12 protein-coding genes are annotated in these 12,411 nt (G+C 72.6%); 1 reads left to right on the top strand and 11 read right to left on the bottom strand.

All coding sequences use genetic code 11. The annotated features are described in order from the left end of the window. Window positions 1–31 precede the first annotated feature (31 nt). Window positions 32–382, bottom strand: a complete 351-nt coding sequence (locus tag ACZ7GJ_RS18775; protein WP_470753015.1) for a hypothetical protein — start codon at window positions 380–382, stop codon at window positions 32–34. Between the two features lie 473 nt (window positions 383–855). On the opposite strand from ACZ7GJ_RS18775, the gene ACZ7GJ_RS18770 reads away from it, so the two are divergent. Continuing rightward, window positions 856–1,377 (top strand): peptidylprolyl isomerase, encoded by a 522-nt coding sequence (locus ACZ7GJ_RS18770; protein ID WP_470753013.1) that lies wholly within the window; start codon window positions 856–858, stop codon window positions 1,375–1,377. 70 nt (window positions 1,378–1,447) lie between these two features. On the opposite strand, the gene ACZ7GJ_RS18765 is transcribed toward ACZ7GJ_RS18770, so the two are convergent. The 10 genes from ACZ7GJ_RS18765 to ACZ7GJ_RS18720 all read right to left on the bottom strand — a co-directional run bounded on the left by ACZ7GJ_RS18765 (window position 1,448) and on the right by ACZ7GJ_RS18720 (window position 12,139). Continuing rightward, window positions 1,448–2,647 (bottom strand): threonine aldolase family protein, encoded by a 1,200-nt coding sequence (locus ACZ7GJ_RS18765; protein ID WP_470753012.1) that lies wholly within the window; start codon window positions 2,645–2,647, stop codon window positions 1,448–1,450. A gap of 76 nt (window positions 2,648–2,723) precedes the next feature. Continuing rightward, window positions 2,724–4,019 (bottom strand): MFS transporter, encoded by a 1,296-nt coding sequence (locus ACZ7GJ_RS18760; protein WP_470753010.1) that lies wholly within the window; start codon window positions 4,017–4,019, stop codon window positions 2,724–2,726. After that, window positions 4,012–5,286 carry an ATP-grasp domain-containing protein gene (locus ACZ7GJ_RS18755; RefSeq protein ID WP_470753008.1) on the bottom strand — a complete coding sequence of 425 codons (1,275 nt, stop codon included), beginning with the start codon at window positions 5,284–5,286 and terminating at the stop codon, window positions 4,012–4,014. The genes ACZ7GJ_RS18760 and ACZ7GJ_RS18755 overlap by 8 nt, the downstream gene beginning before the upstream one ends. Beyond that, window positions 5,283–6,914: a class I tRNA ligase family protein gene (locus ACZ7GJ_RS18750; RefSeq protein ID WP_470753006.1), complete on the bottom strand. Its 1,632-nt coding sequence runs from the start codon at window positions 6,912–6,914 to the stop codon at window positions 5,283–5,285. The genes ACZ7GJ_RS18755 and ACZ7GJ_RS18750 overlap by 4 nt, the downstream gene beginning before the upstream one ends. Continuing rightward, window positions 6,911–8,014 carry an NAD(P)/FAD-dependent oxidoreductase gene (locus tag ACZ7GJ_RS18745; RefSeq protein WP_470753005.1) on the bottom strand — a complete coding sequence of 368 codons (1,104 nt, stop codon included), beginning with the start codon at window positions 8,012–8,014 and terminating at the stop codon, window positions 6,911–6,913. Before ACZ7GJ_RS18745 ends, ACZ7GJ_RS18750 begins: the two co-directional genes overlap by 4 nt. Further along, window positions 8,007–8,384 (bottom strand): cupin domain-containing protein, encoded by a 378-nt coding sequence (locus ACZ7GJ_RS18740; RefSeq protein WP_470753003.1) that lies wholly within the window; start codon window positions 8,382–8,384, stop codon window positions 8,007–8,009. The genes ACZ7GJ_RS18745 and ACZ7GJ_RS18740 overlap by 8 nt, the downstream gene beginning before the upstream one ends. After that, window positions 8,381–9,610 carry a lysine N(6)-hydroxylase/L-ornithine N(5)-oxygenase family protein gene (locus tag ACZ7GJ_RS18735; RefSeq protein ID WP_470753002.1) on the bottom strand — a complete coding sequence of 410 codons (1,230 nt, stop codon included), beginning with the start codon at window positions 9,608–9,610 and terminating at the stop codon, window positions 8,381–8,383. The genes ACZ7GJ_RS18740 and ACZ7GJ_RS18735 overlap by 4 nt, the downstream gene beginning before the upstream one ends. A 15-nt stretch (window positions 9,611–9,625) precedes the next feature. Beyond that, window positions 9,626–10,888, bottom strand: a complete 1,263-nt coding sequence (locus ACZ7GJ_RS18730) for an ATP-grasp domain-containing protein (protein WP_470753000.1) — start codon at window positions 10,886–10,888, stop codon at window positions 9,626–9,628. A gap of 183 nt (window positions 10,889–11,071) precedes the next feature. Further along, window positions 11,072–11,335, bottom strand: a complete 264-nt coding sequence (locus ACZ7GJ_RS18725; protein ID WP_470752996.1) for a hypothetical protein — start codon at window positions 11,333–11,335, stop codon at window positions 11,072–11,074. A gap of 585 nt (window positions 11,336–11,920) precedes the next feature. After that, a complete protein-coding gene (locus ACZ7GJ_RS18720) occupies window positions 11,921–12,139 on the bottom strand; it encodes a DUF6243 family protein (RefSeq protein ID WP_470752995.1) in 219 nt (72 codons plus the stop codon). Window positions 12,140–12,411: the final 272 nt, after the last annotated feature.

Raw genomic sequence — 12,411 nt, 5'->3', positions numbered from 1 at the left:
GGCGCCGCGCGCTGTTCTTGCTCCAGGCCGGTTAGACAGCTGACCTGGAGTTGGCGGCAGGGACGGGGCTCATCTGCTTTTCCCTGGCCGGGAGGAAGGCGAGGACCAGGACGGTGGTAGGGGAGGCGAGGGCGGCGCAGGTGAGACTGACGGCCGACATGCCGGAGACGAACGCTTCTTGTGCGGATTCGAGGAGGGTTCCGCCCTGGGGGGCGGGCAGTTGCTGGGCGACCTTGGCCGCTCCCGCGATGTTGTCGCGGACCGCGTCATGGGCGGCTGCCGGGAGTTGGGCGGGAACGTCGGGGTCCACGCCGTTGCGGTAGCGGGTGTCGAGGGTGGAGCCGAGGACGGCGACGCCGATGGATGCGCCGATCTGGCGCATGGAGTTGGCGAGGGCTGACCCCGCTCCGACGTGCTACCGGCCCGCCTGGCCCGCACTCCGATCGGCGTCGACATCGAGGCAACCGACCGCGTCCAGATCCAAGCCCTGGCCCAGCGGCCCGCGGCCCGGAGCGCGTCCTCAGCGCGCAGCCTGCCGCCCCGCCCCCCAACCGGCCCTTGGAGTGCCGAAGTCGGGCCCCATTCCCGCCGACCACACCGCGCCCTAGACTGCGACCGCTCCAAGACCTGGAGATCATCGGGAGGGCGTGCAAGGTGAAACGAGCACTGATCAGTGGATTCGCGGCCGTGGCGTTAGTCGTGTCCGGGGGGAGTGTGGCCAGCGCTTCCGACGGCGGTCCGCCGCGGACCACGCACGGTCCTTGCCAGTACACACAGACCCCGGACGAGCCGCCGGCGCGCCCCGTTCCGCTGCCGCCCGACCCGCGGCGCACCCCCAGCCGTGGCACGGTCGACATGGCTGTTGCGACCAGCCAGGGCCCGCTCCCGCTGCGCTTGGACCGGGCCAAGGCGCCGTGCACGGTCCAGAGTTTCCTGCACCTGGCACGGCACGGGTTCTACGACCGTACGGTGTGCCACCGTCTGACGGCGTATCCGACGCTGAAGGTCCTGCAGTGCGGCGACCCGACCGGTACCGGTGAGGGCGGGCCCGGGTACAAGTACAAGGACGAACTGCCGGTGGACCTGCCGCCGGCACCGACCGACCCGACCGGCGCGCGCCGCCTCTACGGGCGGGGCCTGCTGGCGATGGCCAACGCCGGTCCGAACACGAACGGTTCACAGTTCTTCGTCGTTTACGGCGACTCCGCGCTGCGACCGAACTACACGGTGTTCGGCACGGTCGGCGCCGACGGCCTGACGACACTCGACAAAACCGCCGCCGGAGGCATCGAGCCGACCGCGGAGGACCCGGCACCCGTCGACGGCACACCGCTGCTGCGGACCGAGCTGCTGCGCGTCCGGCCCTGCCGGCATTGACGCACCACGACGTGGCGCGGCACCGAGCCTGGGGTCGGGCGATCGCCCGGCCCCAGGCTTTCGGCGCCGGCTACTTCGGCTTGCGGTTCGTGGCGGAGGTGGGCGTCTTGCCCAGGGCTTCGATCGCTTCTTCCATCTCGCGGACCCTGCGGCGCAGTTGCACCAGTTCCTCGCGCTCGGTCGTGGTCAGTGCGCCCGCCGGGCCTTCGCCTCGCTCCGCCGCCAGTTCCTCCGCGATCGCCGCCGCGAACGCGTCCACGTCGTCCTCGGTGGTGTCGAAGGAGGTCATCCAGCGGACCTCGCCGGCCTGCTCGTCCCAGGTGTAGAAGCGGAAGCGCTTCTGGAGACGTTCGGTGACGGCCGGCGGCAGGACGGCGAATATCTGGTTGGCCTGCACCGGGCGGGGGATCTCCAGGCCCGGAAGTTCGCGCACCGCCTCGTACAGCCGCTGGGTCATCGCGTTGGAGCGGGCCGCCGAGCGCAGCCAGAGGTCGCTGCCGAGCAGCGCCTCGAACTGCACCGACATGAAGCGCATCTTGGAGCCCAGCTGCATGCTCGTCTTGCGCAGGTGGGCCATGCCGCGCACCGCGTCCTCGTTGAGCACGATCACCGCCTCGCCGAAGAGCAGCCCGTTCTTGGTGCCGCCGAGCGAGAGGACGTCCACGCCGACGTCGGTGGTCATCTCGCGCAGGGACACGCCGAGGGTGGCCGCCGCGTTGGCGAGCCGGGCGCCGTCCAGGTAGACGAGCATGCCGAGGTCGTGCGCGTGGTCGCAGATCGCACGGATCTCGTCCGGCGTGTAGCAGGTGCCGAGCTCGGTGGACTGGGCGATCGAGACGACCTTGGGCCGGGCCCGGTGCTCGTCCTCGAACCCCCATGCCTGACGGTCGATCAGCTCAGGGGTGAGCTTGCCGTCCCAGGTGGGCACCGTCAGGAGCTTGATGCCGGCGACCTTCTCGGGCGCCCCGCCCTCGTCGACGTTGACGTGGGCCGACTCGGCGCAGACCACGGCCTCCCAGCGGTCGAGCATGGTCTGGAGCGCGACCACGTTGGCGCCGGTGCCGTTGAAGACCGGGTACGCCTGCGCGGTGGGGCCGAAGTGGCCGCGCACCACTTCCTGGAGGCGCTCGGTGTAGACGTCGGCGCCGTAGCTGACCTGGTGGCCGCCGTTGGCCAGGGCGATCGCCGCAAGGATCTCGGGGTGCGCCCCCGCGTAGTTGTCGCTGGCGAAGCCGCGCTCGTCCGGGTCGTGTCGTCGCTGTACGGTCATGGTGCTGGTGCTCGCTCACTTGTTGCGGTCGTAAGGGTGTGACAGATGTGTTCCGGGCGGGCGCCGGCCGGTCCGGTCAGGCCGGGGCCGACGCCGGCTCCGTTCGCGCGCGGGCCTTCTCCAGGCCGCGCACCATCGGCGGCGCGGCGAGCCCGAGCAGGGCGAAGAGCGCCGCGAGGACCAGCCAGCCGGTCGCCGCCGCGCCGACGACCAGGGAGGTCATCAGCCACGGCCCGGCGAACTGCTGGAGCCCGCGCCCCAGGGAGAACACCGCCTGGTACTCGCCCTGCCGGCCCGCGGGGGCGAGCCCGAAGGCCAGGCCCCAGCTCGCCGACGCCTGGTACAGCTCGCCGAGGACGAGCACCAGCGTGCCGCCCAGCAGGGCCGCGCTGTCCAGGAGCGCGCCGTGCCCCCCGCTCACCGCGAAGACCAGGCAGGACGCCCCCAGCGCCCACCCCGCCCAGCGCAGCATACGTGCCGCTCCCGCCGGGGTACGCGCGCCCTTGCTGACCGTGACCTGGAACAACAGCACCAGGACGGTGTCCAGGATCAGCAGCCCCGACACCAGCAGCGCGGGCGCGTCGGTGGCGGTGACGATCCACAGCGGCAGCCCGACCGTCAGCAGCGGGTGGTACAGCTCCAGAGCGCCGCACACCAGTGCGACCGCCACGTAGCGCACGTCCCGCAGCGCGCCGCTGCGCAGCACCCCGCCCGGCGCCGCGGGCGCCTCGGCGGCGGTGTCCCGGGGCCCGGCGCCCGCGGGCAGCCGCATCCCGAGCAGCACGGCGACGGAGACCAACTGGAGGGCGGCGTTGGCGAGGACCGTGGCGTACAGGGCGGTCGAGGTGCCGGCCGCGATGGCGGCTCCGGCCAGCGCGGCGCCGCCGAGGAAGCCCAGGTTGAACAGGCTGCGCATCTGCGCGCTCACCCTGACCCGTTCCGCCTCGCCCACCAGCGCGTCGGTGAGCGACGCCTGGAGCGCGCCCGCCGAGGTCTCCAGGACCGCGATGGCGCAGGCGACCGCGAGGAACGCGGCGAAGCCGTCCACCAGGCAGTACGCGGTGAAGCCGACGGCCGCGAGCAGGAAGTTGACGGTGAGCACCCGGCCCGCGCCGAGCCGGTCCGCGAGTCGGCCGATGGGCACGGTGCAGAGCAGACCGCAGAGCCCGGCGACCGACAGGGCCAGGCCCACGCGCTGGGCGGGGATGCCGACGGTCCGGGTGAAGAACACGGCGCTGGCGGTGAGGAACACCCCGAGCCCCAGGGACTGGATGAGCGTGAGGACGCCGAGTCTGCGCGCGTTCCCGGCGGCCGGAAGGGTCTCCCGGAACCAGGCGCGCAGCACGTCGCCGTACCGGCGGGCCTCAGCCACGCGGGTCAGCTCCCTCGGCCCGCTCGGTCCCGTCGGCCCGCTCGGTCCGCAGCCCGTACACCTCCATCGCGGTGTGTACGGCGGCGCGCACCCCGGCGGCGCTCCGCCCCCGGAGCCGGAAGATCCCGCAGCCCTCGTCGTAACTGCCGGGCCCGGTCATGACCTGGCCGATCGCGGGCAGTTCCTCGTGGTAGACCTCGGGGACGGCCGACCGGGGCGAGGTGCGCGCGACGACCCGTCCGGGCAGCTCGCGCGGAGCGGGGTAGATGAGCCAGCCGCCGGCCCGGGGCTCGACCGGTTCGGACGGCTGCCACAGCGGGGGCAGGCCCAGGGCCGCCCGGAAGGCCTCGGCGAACAGGTCGATGCCGTAGAGGTCGACGTGCAGGAACGGCACCTGCGCGCCGCCCGGCCGCAGCCCGACCTCCAGGAACACCAGCTCGCCCCCCGGACGCCGGATCGCCTCCAGGTGGAACGCGCCGTCCCGCAGCCCGAGCGCCCGCAGACAGCGGTCGGCGAACGTGGTGAGCTCGTCGCGCTCGGGGCCCGGGTCGAGCAGGACCGAGCCGAGCGGGCGGCCGTGCGCGTAGTCCAGGCAGGTGTGGACGTACTGGGAAGCGGTGACGAAGTGGAGCCTGCCGGAGCGGCGGACGCCGTCGACGTGGAAGATGTCCCCGTCGACGTACTCCTCGCACTCGTACGCCTTGGCGTCAACGCCCTTGAGCGCATCGCGCAGTTCGTCGGTGCTCTGGACGATCGTGACGCCCTGGGAGCCCGCTGCGGCGCGCGGCTTGAGGACCAGGGGCAGACCGCCGAGGGCGGCGACGACCGCCTCCGCCGAGGGCGCGTCGTCCAGGTGCCGGAACCGGGGAACCCGCAGTCCGGCCGCGCCCACCGCGCTCTTCATGGCGGGCTTGTCCTTGAACCGCTCGACGAGGTCGAGACCGTAGCCGCCGGGGACGCCGAGTGCGGCCGAGAGCCGGGCGGCCGTCAGGATGTCGTACTCGGACTGGCCGAAGACGGCCTCGGGCGTGCCGTGCCGGTCCGCGATCTCCCGTACGAGGGGCAGCAGGTCGTCGTGGGCGAGGCTGTCGCGCACATGGACCTCGGTCGCCCCGTCCTGGTCGAGCGCGGGCAGCCCGCCGGGCGTGGTGAGGTACACCATCCGGCAGGGGTGGCCGTCGAGGAAGCGGTGGTATTCGCCGAACTCGTCGCCGGAGCGGTTGAGGACGACGTACAGCGGTGTGGTCGGTGGGGTCCGGTCGGTCACGTGTCCGCTCCCGGTCGCAGGGTGTCTGGCAGGCAGGCGTCCAGATCGGCGGCGCTCACCCGGCCGAAGCCGGGCGCGGGCCGGTCCCGGTGGGCCGGGGTCCTGGCGAGGAAGGCCGCCGCGCGAGGCTCTCCGGCGCCGCCGAGGCCCTGCCAGACGAGCTCGGCGAGGTCCGGCATCACCGGGAAAGCCAGCAGGGACAGGCCCTTGAGCCACCAGTAGGCGCCGTCCTCGGCCGCGTGGGCGACCGCGTCGTCGGCGCACCAGCGGTCGAGCGCCGCGACCGCGCGCCGCGTCGAGACACGGACGCCGTCGAGCGCCGCGGACTGCTCGGCGAGCAGGGATTCCAGGAGGTCGGCGGCGGCCGGGGCGGGCGCCTGCGGCGGCCCCTCGGGCAGCCGGCCCCAGGCGGCGTCGATCCGCTTGCCGAGGCCGTCGGCGAGCGTGGCGTTCGCGGTCCGAAGGAAGTCCGCCGTCTCGAAGCTCGCGGCCCCGGACTCCAGGTCGGCCCCGGCGAGGTAGTACCGGACGGTGTCCACGCCGATGGCGGGCGACGCGGCGATGTCCGCCGCCCAGATGGCGTGCCGGGCGCTGGTGGAGAACTTCCGCCCGGCCAGTTGGTAGAAGTGGTTGATCAGGCACCGGTCGTACGGCTTCATGTCGCCGTGCAGCAGGCTGGTGCCGACGATCGAGACCAGGGTGGGGATCACGTTGTCGATCCCCAGGGTGGTGATGGTGGTGACCCCGGAGTCCGGGTCGAAGGCGTTCACGCCGGTGCCGGAGAGCCTGCCGTGGACGGCGCCGGCGAGGCGGGCGAACATGAAGATCCCGGCGTACGGGAAGAGGGCGCGCGGTACGTCCGGCTCGGCCGCGGGCAGCGGAAGTCCCCACGTCTGCGGGGCACTCAGCCGTACGGTCAGGCCGTCGCGCTCCAGGAAGCGCGTCACGGTCGCCCGGTAGCGGTCGGCGATGCCCAGGTCCACGAGCGTGGTGTCGAGGAGATCGCGGTCCGGCAGCCGCAGGAAGAGGCTGGAGATCTCCCGCCAGGTCAGCGGCCCCTCGTCGAGCAGGGGGCGCGGCTCGACGACCGACTCGGGCAGGAAGTGCGCACTGCACTCCTCGCAGAAGTAACTGGCTATGCCCGCACCGCACTCGGGGCAGCGGCCCTGGAGCCAGCCGCCCACCACCCAGCGGTCCGACTCCGCGCAGTGGGGTACGCGCTCGGTGCGCGTCAGCACCGCGCCCCGGGCCGTCAGCCGCTCGATCGAGGCGGCGACCTCCTGCTCGAACTGCTCCCGCCAGGGCTGCTGATCGGGGACGATGAACGCGTCGATGCCGATGCGCAGCGCGGCCAAGTCGTCCTGGATGCGCTGCCCGTAGCGGGCGGCGACCTCGCCGGGCGTGGAGTCCTCGGCGTGCGCCCTGAGCGTCACGTACGACTCGTACACATCGCTGCCGGTGATCACCAGCGGCAGGTCGCCGCGGACCCGCAGGTGCCGCGCGATCATGTCCGACCACAGGAAGGGGCCGCCGATGTGGCCGAGGTGCAGGGGGCCGTTGGGCGTGGCCTCGGGCGGCACCAGGAGGTAGTGCCGGGGGATGTGCGTGTCCCCGGTCAGCAGGCTCATCTTTGCGTTCTCCCGTCGAGCAGGTTCAGTGCGTCCTCGGCGATGGCCGGGGCGAGTCGGTAGCCGGAGCCGGAGCCGCCGATGGCCATGACCACGTCGTCGCCGCCGACCGTGTCCACGACCGGCAGATGGCCGGGGGTGAAGCAGTCACTGAAGACCCGGCCGCCGAGCAGGTACGGGAGGAATCCCGGTACGTGCCGGGCGAGCAGGGCCCGGGCGAGTTCCCGGTCGCGGGCGTCGATGGCGAGCGGTTCTTCGGGGCCGCGGTCCCAGTCGGGCGAGGTGATGCTGAAGATCCAGTGGCCGCCGGGCCGGTGGGGCAGCAGGAAGGCGTCGGCGTCCTCCATGACGAGTGCCGGGGCGCCCGGCGGGGGCGGCGTCATGATGTGGAACGCCACCACCTTCTTGACCCGGGCCCCGCGCTCGCGGGCGGCTGCCGCCGTCGGGCCGTCGAGGGCCCAGGGGCCGGGCGCGAGGACCGCCTTGGCGGCGGTGATCCGGCTGCCATCGGCGGCGACCAGTTCGACGCGCCCACCCGTACGGCGTACTTCGGTGACCCGGAAGCCCTCCAGGAGGGTGTTCTCCGGGCGCCCGAGGACCTCGTCGAGGAGCCGGTCGGTGAGCCATTGGGGCTGACCTGCCGTCATGGGGGCGGTGGCCAGCAGGACTTCGTCGCTGCTGTGGGCGAGCCCGGGGAACGTCCGGTCGAGCAGGGCCCGTTGCTCCCCGCTGACCGGGCGGGTGCGGCCGCCGTCGGCCATGGTCGCGTCGAGCGCCGCCGTGTTCTCACGCGCCACCAGCCAGCGGACGTCGACCGGCGCGCGTCCGGCGTCGCCGAGTCCGGCGGTGAGCTCGGCGAAGAGCGCGGTGCTGCGGGCGGCCAGGGCGCGCTGGGCCGGGTTGTGCCCCGTGGGAGTGTCGAACCCGGCCGAGAGACGGGTCGCGCCCGTCCCCCGTCCGGCGTGCGTGATCACGGCGACGCGGCGGCCCGGGTCCCGGCTCACGGCGTAGTACGCGGCGAGGGCGCCGATCGCGCCCGCGCCGACGACCGCGAGGTCGTAATGGGGCGCCTCACCGGTCCCGGCGGTGCGCTCACTCATCGGGCGCCGACCACCAGAAGGAGTAGATGACCAGTTCCTCACCCTGGTCGGCGAAGATCTCGTGGACGGCCTGCGAGGCGAAGCCCACCACGGAGCCGGGCCCGACGAGCGACCGTTCGCCGTCCACCTCCAGGGTGCCGGATCCGGCGTGGACCACCCAGATCTCCTGGACGGCGTGCTGGTCGGGCGAGCTGCTCCCGCCCGGCGGCACGATGAAGCGGGCCGCCTTGAACGGCACGCGGGGGAAGACCGAACGGGCGAAGTCCGCCTCGGCGACGGTCACTCCGTCGGATTCCACCTCGGTCGGACCGAAGGGGACCAGGGCGCCGACCGCCTCGGCCTGGAACTGCGGGACCTGATGACTCGTCATACCCGATACCTCGTCTCACCCAGCATGCTGTTGAGGATGACCGCGCTGCGCCAGGCGAGCAGGCTGAGATTGGGATCGGCGACGCCCCAGGAGTGCCGGGCGCCGTTCTGGAGGTAGATCCGGTTCTCCGCGGGCCCGTCCCATGCGACCGAGAAGTCGTCGCCGACGACGAGCATCCCGCCGTCCCGCCGCAGCCGTGCGTCCAGCGGAGCCATGAACTCCGGCAGTGCGTAGGCGTATCCGGTGCTCAGGATCACGATGTCGGCGGCGAGTACGTCGGGTGCGTCCGGGCCAGAGGACTCGACGACGAGCTTCCATTCGTCGGGGCCGCCGTCGATCGCCGTGACCGCGCAGTCCGCAAGGAAGCGCAGCCTGCCGGGGTTGTTCTCGATGAAATCGTCGCGGTAGCTCAACCGGTAGATGTCCTGCAGGACTTGGAGGTCGATGCCGTCGCTGGTGTACTTCTGCCGCTCCAGGAGCCGGGCCTTGTGGTCGGCGGGCAGCGCGTGGAAGCGGCGTACGTACTCGGGCGTGTAGAGGTCGTTGGCGAACGGCGAGTCGTCCATCGGAAGGAACGACGAGCGCCGGCTGACCCAGGTGATGCTCTCGGGGGCCGCGCCGACCGCCAGGTGGCGCACGATCTCCGCGCCGCTCTGGCCGCCGCCGATCACGACGACCCGCCGTCCGGTCACCTCGGGGGCCCGCAGCAGGAACTCCCCGGAGTGGAAGACGGTGGGGCCGAGGAAGGGGCGGAACGGCTCGGGGACGGACGGGGTGAGCCCGGTGCCGAGGACGAGGTGACGTGCCGTCAATTCCCGCTCGCCGGTACGGAGGTGGAAGACGCCGTCGTGGAAGTCCACGCTGTGTACGTCCGCCCCGAACGTCAGGCTCGGCAGCCGCCCGGCGACCCACTGGAGGTACTGGTTGAACTCGGCGCGCAGGACGGCCGGGAAGTCCGCGGCCAGGAACCGGTAGAGCCGGCCCTCACTCGCGAGGAACGACAGGAACGAGAAGGGACTGGTCGGATCGACCAGCGTCACCAGGTCCTTGAGCAGCGAGACCTGGAGGGTGGCCTCGGGCAGCAGCAGTCCGGGGTGCCAGGAGAAGCTCTCACGGCGTTCCAGGTGGGCGCCGCGCAGCCCTTCGACCGGATGCGCGAGCGCGGCGAGGCTCATGTTCGCGGGGCCGATGCCGACGGCCGCGTAGTCGAGTATGTGCGCGTTCATGGTGGGATCCGCCGGTCAGGCCGGGACGACGAGGTCGCCGAGCGCCTGCCAGCGGTCGAGGGCGCCCTGCGGCGAGTCGGCGGTGAACAGGGCGTGGCCGAGGCGCGAGCGGCAGTCCTCTACGCCCGGGATGGTCTCGCCCGGCGCGAAGTACACCGCGGTTTCGGTGACTTCCGGCAGTGCCTCCAGCTGCGGCCACCCGGTGAGCTCCCGGTACGAGGAGCGGCCCGCGGCGGAGAAGAAGCGGATGCCGGCGCTCTCGGCCTGCGGCTGCGCGAAGGCGCCGGCCGCCTCCAGGTCGACGCCCAGCGCGGTGGCGACGGCCACCCTGGGCAGGCTGACGCCGGTCACGAGCCGCAGCAGCTCCACGATCCGGTCACCCGGCAGCCGGGCGCCGATCTCGATGAGCACCGGACCGCCGGCCGCCAGGCGCAGTTCACAGTGGAAGGGGCCGCTGGTGATGCCGACGGCACGGACGATGTCCCCGACGTACGCCTCGACGCTCTTCAGCGTGGCGTCGTCGACGAGGGCCGGGGTGAGGTGGCCCAGCTCCACGAAGTCGGGCTCGGGGCCGAGCAGCGTGCGGCTGAGGGCGACGACGATGACCTCGCCGCCCTCCAGGACGTAGCCGTCGGCGCTGAACTCGGGCCCCTGGACGTACTCTTCGACGAGCACCCGGTGCTCGTGCAGCTTGCCCATGTCGGGCTCCGGGTCCGTCACGAGCCGCTGGAACGCGGCGGTGAGCTGGTCGAGGTCGTCGGCGCGGCTGACGTGGATGCTGCCGGAGCAGGCGACCGGCTTCAGCACGCAGGGGAAGCCGACTCGTTCGGCCGCGGCGCGCAGTTCGGCGTCGGTGGTCGCCTGGGCGAAGCGCGGGGTGCGCAGCCCGGCCTCCGCCACGGCGGCCCGCATCACGCTCTTGTCCCGGACCCGGTCGACGGTCGCCACGGGCAGGCCGGGCAGGTCCAGCGCCGCGGCTACGCGCGCGGTCGCCGTCACATAGATGTCGGAGCCCGGCAGCACCGCCTCGAACGGCTCGGCCCGGTGCAGTTCGCGCACGGCAGCTTCGAGGGCGGCCTGGTCGTTGGTCTCCACCGTCAGCACCGAGTCGGCCGCCGCGCGCACAGCGTCGGAGAGCCGGCGGTCGCCGGAGTCGGCGCTGGCGACGACGACCCGCAGCCCCATCTCGGCCGCGACGCCGATCAGGGTGGCGCCCCCGGAGGAGGCGGGTTCGACTACGAGGACGCGGGCAGGACGAAGTGCTTCTGTGTGCGGCAAAGCGAAATCCCCCGGGCAGAGCTGTTCGGACCGGACTCGTGATCGCGATCCTGGTCGCGATCTTTCTATCCGGGCGCCTCGGCCCCGGTCAATGGATCAACGCGAGAAATGTCTGCCAGAGCAAACCCGCGCGGCATATTTTCCGGAACGAGAGCCCGGTCAGCGCCTGTTCGGCTCTCGTGGTCACGCCCGCCTGAGGCCCTCCGGGTCACGCGGTACGGCGGTTGCCCTTGCCGTCGCAGGGGAGTGCGGCGGCGTGGTGGCGGAGCGTTCGTTGTCGGCGGCGATCGGCATGCCGAAGGCCGGCTTGCCCTGCAGGTCTTCGAAGGTCTGCCGGAAGTCGGTGGACCACACGCTCGGCGCGGGGGAGCCGTGGCCGTCGGCCATGGCCGACCACTCCTGTGTGCGGACGGTCCGGGCGTTGCAGACGGCGGCGGCCTCGCCCACGGTTATGCTCCCGGGTCATGACCGCCGCCCCGCCCGAGTCCCCTTCACCGCTCCAGCATCCTGGGATCACCGGAGAGTCGGCGGACGACGACGCGTTGATGGAGAAGCTGCGGACCCGGGCCTGGGATCCGGGTCGGCGCTTCGATACGGCGACGGTGCCGAGCGCCTGGATCTCGCAGCGCTACGGAGCCGACTGGTTCGAGCGGCCCAACCCGGATCTGCGGTCGACGGGCAGCGACGGGACGGTCCAGCTCGAATCCTCGACCGAGGAGGTCGCCGCCTACTACGCGGACGCCCCACGCGAGCTGCTGTTCCCGCCCGTCACCACGGCCGAGGTCGAGGCCGTCGAGCGCAAGGTGGGTCGGCGCCTGCCCGACGTGCTCCGCCGCATCTACACGGAGGTCGCGGACGGCGGGTTCGGGCCCGATGGCGGGCTCGTCAGCCTGCGCGAGGGGAACCGGGCGCCGCGGTGCGGAATCGGCGATGCCGTGCGCTGTCATGGCGCCAGTTCTACCGGCTCGGCAGCAGCTCGCCCGGTGTCCGAACCGGTCAGCCACCTGTCCGGCGTAGTGCGGGGCCGGTGCGTCAGCTCTGTTCCGTGTCTTCGCCGGTCTGGCCGGTGCTGCCCTTGGCCGCGCGCGTCTTCTCGCGCATCTTGCGCACCAGCTCCGCCTTCTGGTCGGCGGCACCCCGGCGGTCGAGGTTGCGGTGCGGACCGTTGTTCTGCCGTTCGGCGCGGGACAGCTTCTTGCGCTGGCCGCCGCCCTGGCCCACGGGGTTGTTGATGTTCTTGCTGTCGGTCACGGGTTCTCCCGGTGGTGATGTGAAGTGATCTACGGATTCAACGGTGGGGGACGGGCGGCGACGTCGAAGGACGTCCGCAGGGGCCCATCACGCCCTCACTCGTAGATCGGCCTCAGGAAGAACATGACAAAGACGGTACCTGGTTCCCTCGGCCCTGCACGCCAACCCCATCGGGCCGGGGGGGGGGGGGGGGGGGGGGGGGGGGGGGGGGGGGGGGGGGGGGAGGGGGGGGGGGGGCACATCAGCACCGAACCCACGTAGACCACGGAGTG

It is taken from the genome of Streptomyces sp. NPDC037242, assembly GCF_055604165.1.
The sequence above is the reverse complement of the archived record's forward strand: the minus strand, read 5'-3'. Positions and strand labels throughout refer to the sequence as shown.

Coding starts and splice junctions, on each gene's coding strand:
- ACZ7GJ_RS18775 (WP_470753015.1), bottom strand. CDS start 382: ATGCGCCAGATCGGCGCATCCATCGGCGTCGCCGTCCTCGGCTCCACC.
- ACZ7GJ_RS18770 (WP_470753013.1), top strand. CDS start 856: ATGGCTGTTGCGACCAGCCAGGGCCCGCTCCCGCTGCGCTTGGACCGG.
- ACZ7GJ_RS18765 (WP_470753012.1), bottom strand. CDS start 2,647: ATGACCGTACAGCGACGACACGACCCGGACGAGCGCGGCTTCGCCAGC.
- ACZ7GJ_RS18750 (WP_470753006.1), bottom strand. CDS start 6,914: ATGAGCCTGCTGACCGGGGACACGCACATCCCCCGGCACTACCTCCTG.
- ACZ7GJ_RS18745 (WP_470753005.1), bottom strand. CDS start 8,014: ATGAGTGAGCGCACCGCCGGGACCGGTGAGGCGCCCCATTACGACCTC.
- ACZ7GJ_RS18740 (WP_470753003.1), bottom strand. CDS start 8,384: ATGACGAGTCATCAGGTCCCGCAGTTCCAGGCCGAGGCGGTCGGCGCC.
- ACZ7GJ_RS18735 (WP_470753002.1), bottom strand. CDS start 9,610: ATGAACGCGCACATACTCGACTACGCGGCCGTCGGCATCGGCCCCGCG.